Annotated in this window: 18 protein-coding genes; 4 read left to right on the forward strand and 14 right to left on the reverse strand. The window is 52.7% G+C overall.

Annotation, left to right across the window (positions count from 1 at the left end; genetic code table 11):
- Positions 1–74: 74 nt before the first annotated feature.
- The 10 genes from MRY16398_RS31180 to MRY16398_RS05850 form a co-directional block, all read right to left on the reverse strand.
- Positions 75–407, reverse strand: a complete 333-nt coding sequence (locus MRY16398_RS31180) for a hypothetical protein (protein ID WP_072039703.1) — start codon at positions 405–407, stop codon at positions 75–77.
- Between the two features lie 123 nt (positions 408–530).
- A complete protein-coding gene (locus MRY16398_RS05810) occupies positions 531–1,715 on the reverse strand; it encodes an MFS transporter (protein ID WP_125123964.1) in 1,185 nt (394 codons plus the stop codon).
- Positions 1,716–1,950: 235 nt separating this feature from the next.
- Positions 1,951–2,946 carry a glycine betaine/L-proline ABC transporter substrate-binding protein ProX gene (gene proX / locus MRY16398_RS05815; RefSeq protein ID WP_039077604.1) on the reverse strand — a complete coding sequence of 332 codons (996 nt, stop codon included), beginning with the start codon at positions 2,944–2,946 and terminating at the stop codon, positions 1,951–1,953.
- 71 nt (positions 2,947–3,017) lie between these two features.
- Positions 3,018–4,085 carry a glycine betaine/L-proline ABC transporter permease ProW gene (gene proW / locus MRY16398_RS05820; RefSeq protein ID WP_039077603.1) on the reverse strand — a complete coding sequence of 356 codons (1,068 nt, stop codon included), beginning with the start codon at positions 4,083–4,085 and terminating at the stop codon, positions 3,018–3,020.
- On the reverse strand, positions 4,078–5,280 hold the full coding sequence (proV, locus tag MRY16398_RS05825) for a glycine betaine/L-proline ABC transporter ATP-binding protein ProV (protein ID WP_039077602.1): 1,203 nt from the start codon (positions 5,278–5,280) through the stop codon (positions 4,078–4,080). The genes proW and proV overlap by 8 nt, the downstream gene beginning before the upstream one ends.
- A 435-nt stretch (positions 5,281–5,715) precedes the next feature.
- On the reverse strand, positions 5,716–6,678 hold the full coding sequence (gene nrdF / locus MRY16398_RS05830; protein WP_125123965.1) for a class 1b ribonucleoside-diphosphate reductase subunit beta: 963 nt from the start codon (positions 6,676–6,678) through the stop codon (positions 5,716–5,718).
- A 10-nt stretch (positions 6,679–6,688) separates the two neighbouring features.
- Positions 6,689–8,833 (reverse strand): class 1b ribonucleoside-diphosphate reductase subunit alpha, encoded by a 2,145-nt coding sequence (gene nrdE, locus MRY16398_RS05835; RefSeq protein ID WP_125123966.1) that lies wholly within the window; start codon positions 8,831–8,833, stop codon positions 6,689–6,691.
- Positions 8,806–9,216: a class Ib ribonucleoside-diphosphate reductase assembly flavoprotein NrdI gene (nrdI, locus tag MRY16398_RS05840; protein ID WP_110296160.1), complete on the reverse strand. Its 411-nt coding sequence runs from the start codon at positions 9,214–9,216 to the stop codon at positions 8,806–8,808. Before nrdI ends, nrdE begins: the two co-directional genes overlap by 28 nt.
- Positions 9,213–9,458 carry a glutaredoxin-like protein NrdH gene (gene nrdH, locus MRY16398_RS05845; RefSeq protein WP_039077598.1) on the reverse strand — a complete coding sequence of 82 codons (246 nt, stop codon included), beginning with the start codon at positions 9,456–9,458 and terminating at the stop codon, positions 9,213–9,215. Before nrdH ends, nrdI begins: the two co-directional genes overlap by 4 nt.
- A gap of 252 nt (positions 9,459–9,710) precedes the next feature.
- Entirely contained in the window at positions 9,711–10,037 is a 327-nt protein-coding gene (locus MRY16398_RS05850; protein WP_039077597.1) for a DUF883 family protein, read from the reverse strand.
- A 163-nt stretch (positions 10,038–10,200) separates the two neighbouring features.
- Here MRY16398_RS05850 and MRY16398_RS05855 point away from each other — a divergent pair, with 163 nt between their 5' ends.
- Positions 10,201–10,545: a DUF2002 family protein gene (locus tag MRY16398_RS05855; RefSeq protein WP_039077596.1), complete on the forward strand. Its 345-nt coding sequence runs from the start codon at positions 10,201–10,203 to the stop codon at positions 10,543–10,545.
- 32 nt (positions 10,546–10,577) lie between these two features.
- On the opposite strand, the gene alaE is transcribed toward MRY16398_RS05855, so the two are convergent.
- Both alaE and MRY16398_RS05865 read right to left on the reverse strand, forming a co-directional pair.
- Entirely contained in the window at positions 10,578–11,024 is a 447-nt protein-coding gene (alaE, locus tag MRY16398_RS05860) for an L-alanine exporter AlaE (protein ID WP_047369158.1), read from the reverse strand.
- A gap of 475 nt (positions 11,025–11,499) precedes the next feature.
- Positions 11,500–11,679 (reverse strand): hypothetical protein, encoded by a 180-nt coding sequence (locus tag MRY16398_RS05865; RefSeq protein WP_071194717.1) that lies wholly within the window; start codon positions 11,677–11,679, stop codon positions 11,500–11,502.
- Positions 11,680–11,894: 215 nt separating this feature from the next.
- Between MRY16398_RS05865 and MRY16398_RS05870 the strand changes: the two genes are divergently transcribed.
- Both MRY16398_RS05870 and MRY16398_RS05875 read left to right on the forward strand, forming a co-directional pair.
- Positions 11,895–12,053: a YqaE/Pmp3 family membrane protein gene (locus tag MRY16398_RS05870; protein ID WP_125123967.1), complete on the forward strand. Its 159-nt coding sequence runs from the start codon at positions 11,895–11,897 to the stop codon at positions 12,051–12,053.
- Between the two features lie 146 nt (positions 12,054–12,199).
- The gene (locus tag MRY16398_RS05875) at positions 12,200–13,051 is read left to right on the forward strand and encodes a hypothetical protein (protein ID WP_108700759.1); all 852 of its coding nucleotides are present in this window, start codon (positions 12,200–12,202) and stop codon (positions 13,049–13,051) included.
- Positions 13,052–13,083: 32 nt separating this feature from the next.
- On the opposite strand, the gene MRY16398_RS05880 is transcribed toward MRY16398_RS05875, so the two are convergent.
- A complete protein-coding gene (locus MRY16398_RS05880; protein WP_108700760.1) occupies positions 13,084–13,689 on the reverse strand; it encodes a short chain dehydrogenase in 606 nt (201 codons plus the stop codon).
- 99 nt (positions 13,690–13,788) lie between these two features.
- Here MRY16398_RS05880 and MRY16398_RS05885 point away from each other — a divergent pair, with 99 nt between their 5' ends.
- Positions 13,789–14,688 (forward strand): LysR substrate-binding domain-containing protein, encoded by a 900-nt coding sequence (locus tag MRY16398_RS05885; protein ID WP_125123968.1) that lies wholly within the window; start codon positions 13,789–13,791, stop codon positions 14,686–14,688.
- On the opposite strand, the gene MRY16398_RS05890 is transcribed toward MRY16398_RS05885, so the two are convergent.
- Positions 14,663–16,093 (reverse strand): DNA cytosine methyltransferase, encoded by a 1,431-nt coding sequence (locus MRY16398_RS05890; RefSeq protein WP_039077589.1) that lies wholly within the window; start codon positions 16,091–16,093, stop codon positions 14,663–14,665. The genes MRY16398_RS05885 and MRY16398_RS05890 overlap by 26 nt on opposite strands.
- Positions 16,094–16,096: the final 3 nt, after the last annotated feature.

Genomic DNA, 16,096 nt, shown 5'->3' on the forward strand with positions numbered 1-16,096 from the left:
TAATTGCAGTCGATATAGTAACGACAGTGACAAATAAAGTAAATGTATTATTTTCTCTAATAAATTTGCTTTAGTTATGGGACTGTCAGTAATTTCCAGACGATTCCGTAAGCGAGCGCGCGCAATAATCCAGCAAGAATCAGGCTGAGCGTTTTCCAGAAACGCAGCCCCAGAAAGATAAATAAAACGTTAACGCAGCCCGTAAGGGGCGCGGCGGGGATGGAGAACAGAGTGATGCGGGAGATGAACTCGCCGGGTGGCGAAAAACCTGGCTTCGTGGCATTCAGGCCGAATGGGAATGCCACAGGAACGTAACTTAATACGTCAGGAAGACGGTTTCTGAACCCTTCCGGAAAGGTTGCCAGTGCAACGGGGAAGGGGTCGGTTGTTGTATCTCTACTATCCATAGTATTTGTTAAATATCACCCACGTTAAAATCACCGGGATAAATAAGTCGCATAACCATATCAGACTCAGGGGCACCTTAACACCCCGGTTTTTTGGTGTTGCGACCTGGCGTGGGCGGGATTTTATTCTGCTTTTTGCGGGGGCTGATAGCCTCGCCACCAGACCAACAGGTTAAGGGCAGCGAAACTGCCACCTGCAATACTCACCCCGGTCCAGCTTGCATGCTGCCATGCCGATGCGGAGATAAGCGATCCGGCCGCGCCACCGACGAAATAACTGGTCATATAACCGGCGGTCAGACGGTTACGGGCTTCGGGTTTGACGCGATAAATGACGGTCTGGTTGGTAATGTGGACACCCTGTACGGTCAAATCCAGTACCAAAATCCCGACGATCAGCGCCAGCACCGAGCTTTGCCCCCAGGCAATCGCCAGCCAGGAGAGAAGCAGTAACCCCAGTGAGACGGTGGTGGTCAGGTGAGCTTTGCCTTTGTCCGCCAGGCTACCAAAAGGACGCGCGCCCAGTGCGCCTGCTGCGCCCACCAGGCCAAACAGCCCAATCACCCCTTCTGAGAAGTTAAAGGGCGGCGAGGCGAGCAGGAAGGCCATCGAAGTCCAGAGAATGCTAAAATTGGCGAAGGAGAGGCAGCCCAGCAGGGCGCGGGTGCGCAGTACCTTTTCTTTGGCAAACAGGGTGAAGATCGATCCCAGAAGCTGCGGGTAATTCAGGTGATTGTCCTGTTTGACCTTTGGCAGACCACGCCATAGCGCAATCGCCATGATCACCATCAGCACGCTGGCTACCCAGTAGACCGTACGCCAGCCGCCGAGGCTTGCCAGCAATCCGGCAACGGTTCGCGCCAGCAGAATGCCAAGCAGCAGGCCACTCATAATGGTGCCGATGACTTTGCCACGTTTTTCCGGCGCGGCAAGGGTGGCGGCCAGCGGAACGAGGATTTGCGCCACCACTGAGAAAAGGCCCGTCAGTGCGGTTCCAAGAACCATCATCCCAAGCGTGGTGCTGCTGGCCGTGATCAACATCCCTCCCGCAGCCAGCAGAGTCATGGAGACGATGAGCCGTCTGCGCTCAAACATATCGCCCAGGGGAACCAGGAACAGCAAGCCAGCCGCATAGCCGAGTTGGGCTGCGGTGACAATAAAGCCAGCCTGATTGGGAGAAAGCGCGAAGGCGCGGGCAATCGCATCGAGCAACGGCTGCGCGTAATAGTTGCTGGCGACGGATAGACCGGTGGCGACGGACATGAGCGCGATCAGCGCCGGGCTAAGCCCTTGATGTTGTTTGGTCATTTTTCTGTGACTGATTCATTAGCTGATTATTTTCGTGGATATCAATAATAACTAATGAAGAGAAAAAGGTGGGAGGGATCGCGTGTCGCTTAGTGCGGTTAAGAATTTGTGCGGTTTATTGCCCTCACCCCGCAGGGGCGAGGGGACCGATAGTGCTCGTATTATTTTGTGGGGATTCCTTTCCCACGGGGAGAGGGAGAAAACCGAGGGGAAGAGCGACTAAAAAGCCAAACCCTTACTTCTGCGCGGCCAGCGCCTCTTTCACCCAACCGTCAAACTGCTGCTGGTGGGCTTTGATCCAACCATCAACATGACCCTGAATATCCGCTTCGGAGGCGTGACCGGCGTGCATCATCGCGTTTTGCGCATTGATATCAGAAATCGGCAGCTTCATTACGGAAAACAGTTTCGCCGCCGCCGGGTTTTTCTCGGCCCAGGCTTTATTGGCGACAATGTGCATTGTGTTCACCGGGAAGCCGTAGTTCATACCGTTAGGCAGTTTGGTGTCGATATTTTTCTGCTCGCCCGGCAGAGAAGAGAATGGCACCTGCAGCCAGACCACATCTTTCCCCGGTTTCAGTACGTCACTAACCCAGTACGGCGTCCAGGTGTAATAGAGCACCGGTTTGCCTTCTTTAAAGCGAGTAATGGTATCGGCCATCATCGCCGCGTAATTGCCCTGGTTATGCACCACGGATTTACTCAGGCCAAAGGCGTCAATCTGGTGGTTGATCACCGCTTCACAGCCCCAGCCCGGCGTACACCCTGTCAGGTCTGCTTTCCCGTCGCCGTTGGTATCAAACAGTTTGGCAATGTTGGGATCTTTAAGCTGATCGATGCTTTTAATGTTGTACTTCTCAGCGGTCTTCTTATCGATCAGATACCCCTGCGCTGCGCCGGTAACGAAATCCCCCTCGCGATAGAACTTTTTATCTCCGCCGGCCGCCGCGTACATATCATCATGCAGTGGTTGCCAGTTCACGGCGGTAAAGGTCACATCGCCCGCCGCCAGTGAGGTGTAACCGACGTTGTAGTCCACTTCGCTGGGCTTGTTGACGGTATAGCCGAGTTTTTCCAGCCCACGGCTGACCAGCAGGGTCTGGAATGTTTCTTCAGAGATAGTGCTCTGGAAAGGTTGTACGGTGATGCCTTTGCCGGGCAGGTCGGCCGCAAATGCGCTGGTGGAGACAAGGGTGGCAAACGCTGTGGCGAGAATAATGTTCTGTCGCATCGTTGTTATTCCTTCAATTTTAGGTAGGACTCAGTAGGCCCGGAGCGCGTGTCTCCGGGCGAGCTACATCGTTATTTAATGAACGGGCGAGTAATCAACCCAAGTGGGCCGGTGCTGTACCAGCGACGATTACCCCGGCTGCGGGCATCGCGACCCATCGCCTGTGTCAGGCGGTCGAGGATGATGGCGAGGATAACAATCCCCACGCCACCGACGGTTGCCAGCCCCATATCGAGACGGCCAATACCGCGAAGTACCATCTGACCAAGTCCACCGACGGCGATCATCGATGCGATCACTACCATGGAGAGGGCAAGCATAAGCGTCTGGTTGATCCCCGCCATAATGGTGGGCATGGCCAGTGGTAACTGTACTTTGAACAACATCTGGCGCGGACTGGCGCCAAATGACCGTGATGCTTCAATTAAATCTTCCGGCACCTGGTTAATACCCAGGATGGTCAAACGCACCACCGGCGGCAGGGCGAAAATAATCGTCACCACCACGCCCGGCACATTGCCGATACCAAACAGCATCACAATCGGCACCAGGTAGACAAACGCAGGCGTTGTCTGCATGGCGTCGAGCAGCGGACGGATGATCTTCGCCGCACGTTCACTGCGCGCCAACCAGATGCCAAGCGGTAGCCCGATAATGATGCAAAACAGCAGGGCGGTCAGCACCAGTGCCAGCGTGACCATCGCCTGCGACCAGGCGCCAATGGCACCGATCAAAATCAGTGACACCAGTGCCGCGACGCCCATTCCGGCGCTGCTAATCTGCCAGGCGATCAGTGAAAAGACGATGATCGCGACCGGTGCAGGCATCCCCAACAGCAACTGTTGGAAGGCGCTTAAGATGTAATCCACCGGGACACGGATGCCCTGGAACACCGGGCGGAAGTGCGTCACCACCCAGTCGATCCCCTGCGTGACCCAGCTATCCAGTGGGATCAGCGTTTTATGGAAGGGATCCATAATATTAAAATGCTCCGGCGCAGGTGCTGGGGCATTGGCGAGCCAGTCGGCACCGCCGCCATCCGTTGGTGCGGGGGCGGGTGATGATCCCCACGCATCAGCCGATTGTGCCGCGCTGTCGGTTGCCGGTGCGCTCTCCCACGGGTTATTTTGATCAGCCATTGTTTGCTCCCTCGCGATCTAAAGCCTGTAGCAGCATCCGTTTGGAGATGATGCCGACGTATTGTTGTTCTTCACCGACCACTGGTACCGCGCAGGGTGCCTGGCCAACATGAGAGAGCAACTCGCTGAGCGGCGTTTCCGCTTCCACGGCAAGCGGGGAGTCGATTAACGCCGCATCGATACCCTGATTCTGGCTTAGCGCCGTTTTCAGAGAGTCGATGGAGACAATGCCAACAAATTTATTACCGCGTTCAATTACATAACCATATTCACGGTCTTCATCCTGCAACATCTTCAGCGCTGAACGTGGGCCAAAGCCTGGCGTTCTGCGAATAAGGCCGACCGGCGTGCGGCGGGCAATATCTTTTGCGCTGAATACCTGGCTAATATCCACGCCACGGAAGAAGGTTCGCACATAATCATTCGCCGGATTATTCAGAATTTCATCCGGTGTTCCGACCTGAACAACTTCGCCGTTTTGCATAATGGCAATCCGATCGCCAATACGCATTGCTTCATCCAGATCGTGGGAAATAAAGACCACAGTGCGTTGATGACGCGACTGTAATTTCACCAGTTCATCCTGCATCTCGGTTCGAATTAATGGATCGAGCGCCGAGAAGGCTTCGTCCATTAATAAGATGTCGGGATTAATCGCTAATGCGCGAGCGAGACCTACGCGCTGGCGCATACCACCAGAGAGTTCATCCGGATAAGCATGGGCATAATTCTCCAGCCCGACCTGACGCAATGCGTCTAAGGCTTTTTCCTGACGCTCACTGGCGCTCGCACCCGCTAATTCCATGCCAAAGGCAGTGTTATTTAACACTGTCATATGCGGCATTAGCGCGAATGACTGGAAGACCATCGCAATCTTTTTCCTGCGCACCTCACGGAGTTCGGCATCTGATATTTTGGCGATATCCACACCATCAATCAGTACCTGTCCGCGGGTGGGTTCAATCAGGCGATTGAGAAGGCGTACCATTGTGGACTTACCCGAACCGGATAATCCCATGATGACAAATATCTCGCCTTCTTCAATGGCCAGACTGGCGTCTTTAACGCCAAGCGATAGCCCTGTTTTTTCCAGAATTTGTTCTTTCGAAAATCCTTTTTCAATATATTTGAAAGCCCGCTGCGGATGCTCGCCAAATACTTTATATAGATTTTTAACTTCTAATTTAATTGCCATGCAATAGAACGTTTCCTGTTATTTATGTCGATATGTTACCTGATGCGAATAATTGACCGCGTATACCCTAGCATACTGAGATTCTGTGACAACCCTCATGACTTGTATTGGCGGAATTTTGCAAGGGTAAAATCGCCTGAATTTCCCATGAGATAAGGGCTGAGCGGTGATTGAATTTTTATGAGATTTTTCGTGTTCGCTGCTGAAATTACGGTGCGATGATGGTGATTGTGGGTGAATATGGCGAAAGAATGACGGAAGAAATATTACGGAATGTTTGTAGTGAGTGAGCGGGAATAATATTGAACAATGTGCGGGTATTTCCCCTCACCCTAACCCTCTCCCCAAAGAGGAGAGGGGACCGATCGTGCTCGCATTTTTGTGGGGATTCCTCAGCCTCAGGGGAGAGGGCCGGGGTGAGGGGAGACGGGCGGCTCAGAAATCCCAGTCTTCATCCTCGGTTTCCACCGCTTTGCCCATCACATAAGACGAACCGGAACCCGAGAAGAAGTCATGATTTTCATCCGCCCCCGGTGAAAGGGCGGCGAGAATTGTCGGGTTTACTTCTGCCATTTCCGCCGGGAACAAGGGCTCATAGCCCAGGTTCATTAGCGCTTTATTGGCGTTGTAACAGAGGAAGGCTTTCACATCCTCGGCCCAACCCGACTCCGCATATAAGTCCTCGGTGTAGGTCACTTCGTTATCGTAGAGATCCATCATCAGCTCCAGCGCGAAATTTTTTAGTTCTTCACGCTTTTCACTGCTGACTTTTTCCAGCCCTTTCTGATACTTATAGCCAATGTAATAGCCGTGAACCGCCTCGTCGCGAATGATCAAACGAATCAGGTCCGCCGTATTGGTCAACTTGCCACGACTGGACCAGTACATCGGAAGCCAGAAGCCGGAATAGAACAAAAACGACTCCAGGAAGACGCTGGCAATTTTCTTCTTCAACGGATCATCGGCACGGTAATATTCCAGGATGAGCTGTGCCTTACGCTGCAACGCGCTGTTCTCTTCACTCCAGGTGTAGGCCGCATCCACATCTTTCGTCTGGCACAGTGTGGAGAAAATCGAGCTGTAAGAGCGGGCATGCACCGCTTCCATAAAGCTGACGTTCGACAGCACCGCCTCTTCATGGGGCGTCAGCGCATCAGCCATTAATGTCGGCGCACCCACGGTATTCTGAATGGTATCGAGCAGCGTCAGCCCGGTAAAAACGCGGATCGTCAGTTGCTGTTCCGCGTGGCTCAGCGTCTGCCAGGCGGGGATATCGTTCGACAGCGGTACCTTTTCAGGTAGCCAGAAGTTACTGGTCAGGCGGTTCCAGACCTCAAGATCTTTATCATCCTGAATCTTGTTCCAATTGACGGCGCTCACGCGTGATAGTGGTTTCATCCTTTTCTCCTTACAGCGCGCAGGACACGCAGCCCTCGATTTCAGTACCTTCCAGCGCCAGTTGGCGCAGGCGGATGTAGTACAGCGTCTTGATACCTTTCTTCCACGCATAAATCTGCGCTCTATTAATGTCGCGCGTGGTGGCGGTGTCCGGGAAGAACAGCGTCAATGACAACCCCTGATCCACATGACGCGTGGCCTCAGCGTAGGTGTCGATGATCTTCTCCGGCCCGATTTCATAGGCATCCTGATAAAACGCCAGGTTTTCGTTGGTCATAAACGGGGCAGGGTAGTAAACGCGCCCGGTTTTGCCTTCCTTGCGAATCTCAATTTTCGACACGATAGGGTGAATACTCGACGTGGCGTGATTGATGTAAGAAATAGACCCGGTAGGCGGAACCGCCTGCAGGTTCTGGTTGTAAATGCCGTAGCGCATCACGTTCTCACGCAACTGCTCCCACATATTGCGGTCAGGGAGGGTGATGCCGCTTCGGGCAAAGAGCGCACGGACTTTCTCTGTTTTTGGCTGCCAGTCCTTTTCCAGGTACTGATTGAAAAATTCCCCGTTGGCATAGCGCGACTGTTCGAAGCCTGCAAAACGATGATTGCGTTCGCGGGCTATCATCATTGAGGTATTCAGCGCGTGCCAGGTGATGGTGTAAAAATAGAAGTTGGTGAAATCCAGCCCCTCTTCACTGCCGTAGGCAATGCCTTCTCGCGCCAGATAGCCGTGCAGGTTCATCTGCCCAAGGCCAATAGCGTGTGATGCCGCATTCCCCGCTTCTACCGAGGGAACCGAGCGGATGTGGCTCATGTTTGAGACCGCGCTCAGGCCACGCACCGCCGTTTCCACCGTGCGGCCAAAGTCAGGCGAATCCATGGTATGGGCGATATTGAGCGAGCCGAGGTTGCACGAGATATCGTGGCCAATATCCACGTAGTCCAGGTTTTCATCCAGCGTGGACGGGCTATTCACCTGCAAAATCTCGGAGCACAGGTTGCTCATATTGATACGCCCGGCAATGGGATTAGCGCGGTTCACCGTATCTTCAAACATGATGTACGGATAGCCTGATTCGAACTGGATCTCCGCCAGCGTCTGGAAGAAATCGCGGGCGTTGATGTATTTCTTACGTACGCGGTCATCGGCAACCAGTTGTTCATACATCTCGCTTACTGCGATATCACCGAAGGGTTTGCCGTACAGGCGCTCCACGTCATAGGGAGAAAACAGCGCCATGTCAGCATTGTCTTTTGCCAGACGGAAAGTGATATCCGGGATCACCACACCCAGTGAGAGCGTTTTAATACGAATTTTTTCGTCGGCGTTTTCCCGTTTGGTATCGAGAAAACGCAAAATATCCGGGTGGTGCGCGTTGAGATAAACGGCACCCGCTCCCTGGCGCGCACCTAGCTGGTTTGCATAAGAGAAGGCATCTTCCAGCATCTTCATCACCGGAATCACACCCGACGACTGGTTCTCAATGCGCTTAATCGGCGCACCGGCCTCGCGAAGATTAGAAAGCAAAAAGGCCACGCCACCGCCGCGTTTAGACAACTGCAACGCTGAGTTCACCGCGCGGCCAATGGATTCCATATTATCTTCAATACGTAACAGGAAGCAGGAGACCAGCTCGCCGCGCTGCTTTTTGCCGCAATTGAGGAAGGTCGGTGTTGCAGGCTGGAAGCGACCGGCCAGGATCTCATCGGTCAACTGCCGCGCTAGGGTTTTATCTCCCTGGGCGAGGGTAAGCGCGACCATGCACACGCGGTCTTCGAAATGTTCAAGATAACGTTTGCCGTCGAAGGTTTTCAGCGTATAGCTGGTGTAGTACTTCCATGCGCCAAGGAACGTCTGGAAACGGAAACCGCTGGCATGGGCGTGAGCAAAAAGGTCGACCACGAAAGCGCGATCATAACGCGCCAGCACGCTTTCATCGTAATACTCTTCCTGCACCAGATAGTTAAGGCGCTCATCCTGGCTGGCGAATGTCATGCTATTGGGCAGGACATGGTTGTTATAGAACGCGTCTACCGCCTGGTGGTCTTTGTCGAACTGGATGCGGCCTGCTTTATCGTACAGATTCAGCATGGCGTTCAGCGCATGGTAATCCGGTGCGGCTTGCATTACGCGCTCTGCGGTTGTCGTTGCCAAAATTTGCTCACTCCTTTACGCACGTTTTCAATGTCCTGCTGGGTTCCCATCAGCTCAAAACGGTAGAGATACGGCACGCCGCATTTCTGCGAGATCACATCTCCCGCTCGCCCGTAGGCTTCGCCAAAATTGCGATTACCGGAGGCGATCACGCCGCGAATCAGCGCACGGTTATGCTGATCGTTTAAAAAGCGGATGACCTGACGCGGCACGGCACCTGCCGTACCGCCGCCGCCATAACTGGGAACAACAAGAATGTAGGGTTCGTCTACCCGGATGCGCTCACGCTCATTGAGTGGAATACGCACCGCCGACATCCCCAGTCGCTCAATAAACCGCTGCGTGTTTTCCGAGCTGCTGGAGAAGTAGACGAGGGTGCTCATGCGCTGGCCACACGCGGTGCGGTGTGCAGGCGGTTGATCATATCCGGGCGGAAACCAGACCATCGGGTTTCACCTGCAACCACGACCGGTAACTGACGAAAACCCATTGCGCGCAGTTCATCTGCGGCGTCCGGTACCAGATCGACATTCACCATTTCGAATTCAAGGCCACGGCTTTCCATTGCCCGTTTTGTGGCGTGGCACTGTACACAGTCATTTCGAGTGTAAATAGTAATGCGCATGATTCGTGTTTCCATTTAAAATAAGAGAACGGCGCGAAGGTTCGCGTCAGTCGTGTGCTCGTTGCTAACAGGAATACTAGATGTAGTTGATAAAAGTTTCAACCACACAACATATAGGAAATTAAGATAAGTTTTTCCTGGTTGATGAGCGCAACGAGGAGGGGGCTTTATATGCGTAAAACAGGCCAGCAGGCAATAAAAAACCCCGCGCGTGCATCACGTACGGGGTTGAGGAGGGGAGAGTAAGCGGGTTTAACGGCGGTTACAAATCAGCGCGCCCAGGAAAATCCCGACGGCGGCAACTGCCCCCAGGGCATAGACCGGATTCTCTTTCACATAGGTACCTGCACAGCTTACCGCGTCACGCGCTGCCTGATGTGCTGGTGTCCGACCATGCAGACGCGCCCGGGTCTCTCTTAACAGGGCCTGCGCTTTACGACGTGCGGTATCCGCTTCGTCTTTTGCATCGCTACCCAGAGACTTGAGTACATCTTCCAGGCTATCGGCCAGTTTATGAACATCATTCTGGATATCCTGAACGCCTTCATCTACATCACTGCGATTAGGTCTGTTAAACATCGGATCCTCCTTTGTTTTCGATGTGAATTTTAGTTTAGACCATAATTTTGTGCCGCTAATCACCGAAACGGCATTTGCCCTCGTTTATGGACTTTTCTGAAAGCGTTGCTAATGCTGAGTAATGTAAGGTTGCGGTGCAGTAAAAAGATGACGAGGAAAAAATATGTATTTACGACCCGATGAGGTGGCACGCGTTCTTGAGAAAGTGGGATTTAAAATGGATGTCGCTACACCGAAGACCTACGGTTATCGCCGTGGGGATAATTACGTGTATGTTAATCGGGAGGCGCGCATGGGCCGTACGGCGCTGATCATTCACCCCACGCTAAAAGAACGAAGTCTGTCCCTTGCGGAACCCGCCTCGGAAATCAAGACGTGCGATCACTATCAAAACTTCCCGTTATATTTAGGCGGGGACGCGCAGGAACATTACGGTATTCCACACGGTTTCAGTTCCCGGCTGGCGCTTGAGCGTTTTTTATCGGGCCTGTTCGGCGAGTTTCAATAAGCAGTGACAGGCGCAGGCCTGTCACTCTACCTTCAGGCTTTCGCCTGCTGAAAGCTCACGCCAAATAGACGGCGGCAATAATCCAGGAAGTAGCCGTACAGCGCACCCATCAGCATCGACAGTACCGCATTTGAACTCACCGCAGCGACAATCTGATGCCAGTCGGCGCCGACAGTCAGCAAAATAGCGACATATACCGGTGACTGGAAGGTGACATAGGCCACCACATCGGCCAGCGTTCGCATTCCGCTTTTCGGGCTAATACGGCGGGCATAACGCATGATCGCATCGCGATACAGACCATAAGGCCAGGCAATAATAATGTTGACCGGAATAGCAACCAGACGTGATGAAAGTGACTGCTCGAAGGTCATTCCAGAGAGGAATATTTCAATGAGCATGTTCACTACCGAACAATAGACAACCATTGCAAAGGTGTCTGCCACGGCATGACGCAGGCGGGACTGCGAAGAGAACATGGTACTGCTCCTTGAAAAGAGAAAATAAGCTGATACCGGACGGTAACTAGCGGTTTGCTGTGGTACATTTGATGGTGCTAGATTATATGTCTGGATATAAACTAACAACTAGCTAATAATTTTTATTTATTTTCTTTTTCTGGATAAATTGCTCTGCCTTTGCCTGTTTTTTGCGCATTTCGTTATTTTTGTTGGAGAGGGCAATAAAAGCATTTGATATCATTAACTTATGGATGAGTTGTGATGTTATTCACGAAATGACTTATCGTAGCAACGCGTACTTTTAGCGAACAATCCTTCCCTGATGTTCATAATTCAATCAGCAGCATTTTTTATGCTAAACAAACGATTTTACCAGCGTTAAATGCTGTTTCTCTGTTTGGGTAAATATGCGGATTGTTTGCATAAAGAAAGGTGATGAAGGGTGGGGAAATTTAGATAAGTTGCGGTGAGAAATGCTCACCGCAAAAAAGAATTAGCAGACGCCGAAATCGCCGTCTTCTTTATAAAGAGATACGTCCGCAGCTTTAAGGGTAATTTTCTCTGCCGCGTCATTATGCACCGGTACGGCAACGATTTGGTCCTCATGCACTTCAATGACTTTTAACTTCGGTCCGCCAATACGCGGCTGCACTACATCACCAACAGTAATCATATTGTCCTCCTTATTTCCTGGTCATTAAACCTTAGCGCGAACTGCCCACAAGGTACAGTTGGGCCGGATGATGACTGCTATTGATGAAATGTTGTTTTGCGTAAAAGAGGGTAAAAGCGCAAGGCTCGGCTGGCGGTGTTCCGTAAAGTGGCTAAGCTTTTACATTAAATTCCTTTTTTAACAATCACCTGCATTTTTATCGCAATGGAGAAGTTATGGGTTTCTGGCGTATTATTTTTACGATTATTCTTCCCCCGCTGGGCGTACTCATTGGTAAAGGCTTTAGCTGGGCTTTCATTCTCAACGTGATTCTGACGTTGCTTGGCTATTTCCCAGGCCTGATTCACGCTTTTTGGGTTCAGTCACGTGACTAAGAGGCGAAGGGCGAGAGCTTTCGACCTTATGTTTTTATAACTGATTGTTAACCTGATATTTTCTCCGATTTTTTGTGCAAGTCCGTAAAGTTCTTCGCCATTGAGACGATAAAAAATACGTTTGGCATCAATTCTAAGGAGAAGATATGAGCATTAAGGATGTAAGTTCGGCTGCCTCGTTGAGGGACATGCCTGCCACTACCCGTTTGGAAACGGTGCATGCCGTGACGGGGAAAAACGTTGATCCCGTTGATTCCGTTGAAGTCAGTCTGTCGCCGGAAGCGATGGCGCAAGCAAGGGATAACTTAACGCCGCCGACTCAGGAGGAGATAGACGCGAGCGCTCGCGAAGCGCTCAATCTGCGTAACCAGGCGATAGCGCGAATGCCAACGGGACCAAGCCTTGCCAGTGATTTCTATTCCGATCCCGCCACCGCTAATGACGCGGTCAGTTTTCAGGCCTTTTTCCAGAACGCCACGGTTAACGCCGATGAGATGGCTGACGCACTGCATAAAGCCCTGACATCCCCAACCCAAAACGGGGATTACACCACCAATGCGATGGATCTGGCCTTAACACAAGCCAAGCTGAACCTGGTGGTACAGAAATATGTGACGACGGATTACCAGACTGAGGCAAGCGCATTTGTCGCCCAGTTTATTAGTGATAAATCTTCACAGGCCGATCAGATGACCAAAGTGGTCCTGACTCAGGCGAGCAGACTGGCGGAAAGCCTGGGAGATCGCGACCAGGCACAGCATCATCAGGATGCCCTCGCACAACTGGCCGAAGGAACGCACTCTTCCCAGACAGTCCGCAATGCAATGCTGAGCCTCACCGCCAGCACCACAGACAGTGAGGCCTGGTTCTCTTCAATCAACAACTGGGTTGCGAAAAACCGCTCGATACCTTACATCCGTGAAATTGAGCAAGGCCATATCAGCGCACTACAGGAGCAGTGGCAGAGTTTTGTCACGGGCCTGAAAACGGATGTCTAATCCGCTGCCCCTCATTGACGGATGAGGGGCGATTAATATCCCACGGTATAGACGCGCCCTGTCTGCACGCCTTCAATACTGCGGCGATAAGCCAGCGCCACCCGCGCGGCTGGCACGCTCTCAAACCCCGGAAAGAAGGGGCCGTAGGCTTCTTGCGATTCGCTCAGCATAGTCGGGCTAACGACATTTATACGCTGCCCGTGTTTCAGTTCGCACGCCGCTGCCTTCACAAAACCTTCCAGCGCGGCGTTGACCGTCGTGGCATTTACTCCTTGCGCGATGGGCTCCTGGCCAACAATCCCGCTGGTTAGCGTAATCGAGCCACCCTCGTTCAGGTAATGTTGCCCTGTCAACGCCAGACGTACCTGGCCGAGCAACTTATCCTGCAGGCCAATCGAAAAATCCCGGCTGGTCATTTTCTCCAGCGGCCCAAAGAAAAGGTTGCCGGTGGTGGCGACGATAGCATCGACTCTCCCCACATTTTCAAACAGTGCTGCCACGCTCTCATCGGACGTGATATCAACATGGAAATCACCGCTGGTGCGCCCCGCGCGGATAATGTCATGTTGACCCTGGCTCAGTTCCTGCTCAACCGCCCGACCTACGGTACCACTTGCGCCAATCAGTAGAATTTTCATCGTTATGCTCCTCTGTTGCAGTAGTGGCTATTCTTCCGCTAATTATTTATAAGATAAATGAGCTAAACGTTAATTGATTACTAACTGTGGGTTAGCAATATGGATAAGCTGCGCAGTATGGAAGTGTTCGTTACCGTTGCGGATTGCGGCAGTTTCACCCAGGCGGCAAGTCAATTGAGTCTGTCGGCGGTGATGGTGGGGAAATACATCGGTGCGCTGGAGGAGCAGCTTGGCGCAAGGCTGGTGGAGCGCAATACCCGGCGACAAAGTCTGACGGATGCCGGGCGTGTCTATTATGAAGAGGCACGCCGGGTGCTTGAGCAGGTACATATGGCGGATACCTCCATTGAACGACTGCGCGATACTCCCGCCGGTACGTTGCGGGTAAGTGCCTCTACGACGTTTGGCGCCTGCGTGGTGGCTCCGCTGACTGCCGCCTTTCTTAATGCGCATCCGCAGGTACGCGTAGAACTGGATCTGAGCAACCGACGGGTTGATCTGGTTGATGAAGGATTCGATCTGGCGATCCGCATTGGTGGGTTACACAACGATGACGTGGTTGCAAAGCCACTGTGCCTTTATCGCATGGTGATTTGTGCTTCACCCGATTACCTGGCGCGGCACGGTGAGCCACGTACGCCGGATGATTTACAGCATCATCGCTGCCTGTCGCATATGGTCTGGAACGCGAATAACGAATGGAAACTACCGGGAACGGAAGGCGACATGTCCTGGCGGCGAGACCCGGTATTTCGTTGTAATGACGGGCAGGCATTGCGCCTTGCCGCTGTTGCGGGAGCGGGATTATTACTCCAGCCGGAGATCTTACTGACCGATGAACTGGCAAGCGGCAAACTGGTACGCGTGTTAACGGACTTTGCGCCACAGCCGCGCCAGGTGTGGCTGCTTTATCGCCAGCAGCGCCGTCCGTTACCTAAGCTCACTCGCTATGTTGCCCATTTGCTCGACCATATCAACGCGTGGGTTGCCCCTTCCTGAGAGTGACGGCACGCAATATAGAGGGCTCCAGCAGCCGGGCGACCGCAGCAAACACCGGCACCACCACGGAGTTACCAAACTGACGATAGGCCTGCGTGTCCGACACCGGAATGCGAAACGGTTTTTCGCCCGGTTTCTCAAAACCCATCAGGCGCGCGCATTCGCGTGGCGTTAGCCTGCGCGGACGACGCTGCTGGTTGGCGGCGTCGCTAAAGTTGCTTTCACCCAGCGCTTTATCCCAGCCGCGATCGACCAGAATTTCTGAGCCATCTTTGTGATAACGGGCAGATAAGGTTCGTGCCACGCTGGCTGCATTCGTGGGATCAACCAGTCCAAATCCAAAACCGTTGCCTTTCGCCGCGTGCTTCTTCGCATAATGGAAAAGGTAATCCCACAGTTTGGGCGACAGCACATACTTCGCATCAACAGTGGGCTCAAGGAGCTCACCGAAGGTCGGTCTGCTGCGCGGATAGAAGCGGTCGATATTACGCAGGGTAAAATCTTGCTTTAGCTGTAAATCGCGGCGAAAACCCACCAGAACAATACGTTCGCGGTGCTGGGGCAGAAAGTGTTTGCCATCCACAATCTTCGGGTCGTCTTTACCGGTCGCTTCGGCGTCGGCCACGTCGTACCCCAGTTCATCAAGGGTATTCATGATCACGGTAAAGGTTTTCCCCTGATCGTGGCTTTTCAGGTTTTTGACATTTTCCAGCACAAAGATGGCCGGGCGTTTGGCTTTAATAATCCGCGCGACATCGAAAAAGAGCGTGCCTTGCGCTTCGCATTCAAAACCATGGGCGCGACCGAGGGCGTTCTTTTTACTCACCCCGGCTAAACTGAACGGCTGGCACGGAAATCCTGCCAACAGGACGTCATGATCGGGGATCTGTTCGTCGATATGCGCATAGGCCTGCGCGTCGGTGACGTCCGGTTTACCGCTCAGCGTAACTTCGCGAATATCCTGATTAAAACGATGGCTGCTTTCGTCGTTGTACCAGTTAGCTTTATAAGTCCGCACCGCATTTTTGTTCCATTCACTGGTAAAGACACACTGTCCGCCAATGGCTTCAAAACCATTGCGGATACCGCCAATACCGGCGAACAAGTCGATAAAGCGGAATTGATAATGCGGATGGTGCGCAGGCGGCGAAGGAAGCATTTTGCGCAGTAAGGCTTCCTCGGCGGCGGTAAGTGGCGCAGGGGTGCCTTTGCCATTGACCCGCCGGTTTAATCTTTCACGACTCCATTCGTTTTGACCCAGTTTGCGTAACTGTTCCGCCACATACTTTTGTCCGTAGATTTCCAGTACCCGGCCCAGCAATGCGTTGTCGTCTTCTCGTTGCCGTTTGTCTTCTGCTTCGGCCTGGCGCTGAAGCTCCTGCGCGATTGAATCAAATTCCGACATGAC

It is taken from the genome of Phytobacter sp. MRY16-398, from assembly GCF_003925915.1.
Lineage (GTDB): Bacteria > Pseudomonadota > Gammaproteobacteria > Enterobacterales > Enterobacteriaceae > Phytobacter > Phytobacter diazotrophicus.

Coding starts and splice junctions, on each gene's coding strand:
- MRY16398_RS05855 (WP_039077596.1), top strand. CDS start 10,201: ATGTATTTACGACCCGATGAGGTGGCACGCGTTCTTGAGAAAGTGGGA.
- proV (WP_039077602.1), bottom strand. CDS start 5,280: ATGGCAATTAAATTAGAAGTTAAAAATCTATATAAAGTATTTGGCGAG.
- MRY16398_RS05810 (WP_125123964.1), bottom strand. CDS start 1,715: ATGACCAAACAACATCAAGGGCTTAGCCCGGCGCTGATCGCGCTCATG.
- nrdH (WP_039077598.1), bottom strand. CDS start 9,458: ATGCGCATTACTATTTACACTCGAAATGACTGTGTACAGTGCCACGCC.
- MRY16398_RS05875 (WP_108700759.1), top strand. CDS start 12,200: ATGAGCATTAAGGATGTAAGTTCGGCTGCCTCGTTGAGGGACATGCCT.
- MRY16398_RS05885 (WP_125123968.1), top strand. CDS start 13,789: ATGGATAAGCTGCGCAGTATGGAAGTGTTCGTTACCGTTGCGGATTGC.
- nrdF (WP_125123965.1), bottom strand. CDS start 6,678: ATGAAACCACTATCACGCGTGAGCGCCGTCAATTGGAACAAGATTCAG.
- alaE (WP_047369158.1), bottom strand. CDS start 11,024: ATGTTCTCTTCGCAGTCCCGCCTGCGTCATGCCGTGGCAGACACCTTT.
- MRY16398_RS05870 (WP_125123967.1), top strand. CDS start 11,895: ATGGGTTTCTGGCGTATTATTTTTACGATTATTCTTCCCCCGCTGGGC.
- nrdI (WP_110296160.1), bottom strand. CDS start 9,216: ATGAGCACCCTCGTCTACTTCTCCAGCAGCTCGGAAAACACGCAGCGG.
- MRY16398_RS05880 (WP_108700760.1), bottom strand. CDS start 13,689: ATGAAAATTCTACTGATTGGCGCAAGTGGTACCGTAGGTCGGGCGGTT.
- MRY16398_RS31180 (WP_072039703.1), bottom strand. CDS start 407: ATGGATAGTAGAGATACAACAACCGACCCCTTCCCCGTTGCACTGGCA.
- proW (WP_039077603.1), bottom strand. CDS start 4,085: ATGGCTGATCAAAATAACCCGTGGGAGAGCGCACCGGCAACCGACAGC.
- MRY16398_RS05865 (WP_071194717.1), bottom strand. CDS start 11,679: ATGATTACTGTTGGTGATGTAGTGCAGCCGCGTATTGGCGGACCGAAG.
- MRY16398_RS05850 (WP_039077597.1), bottom strand. CDS start 10,037: ATGTTTAACAGACCTAATCGCAGTGATGTAGATGAAGGCGTTCAGGAT.
- proX (WP_039077604.1), bottom strand. CDS start 2,946: ATGCGACAGAACATTATTCTCGCCACAGCGTTTGCCACCCTTGTCTCC.
- MRY16398_RS05890 (WP_039077589.1), bottom strand. CDS start 16,093: ATGTCGGAATTTGATTCAATCGCGCAGGAGCTTCAGCGCCAGGCCGAA.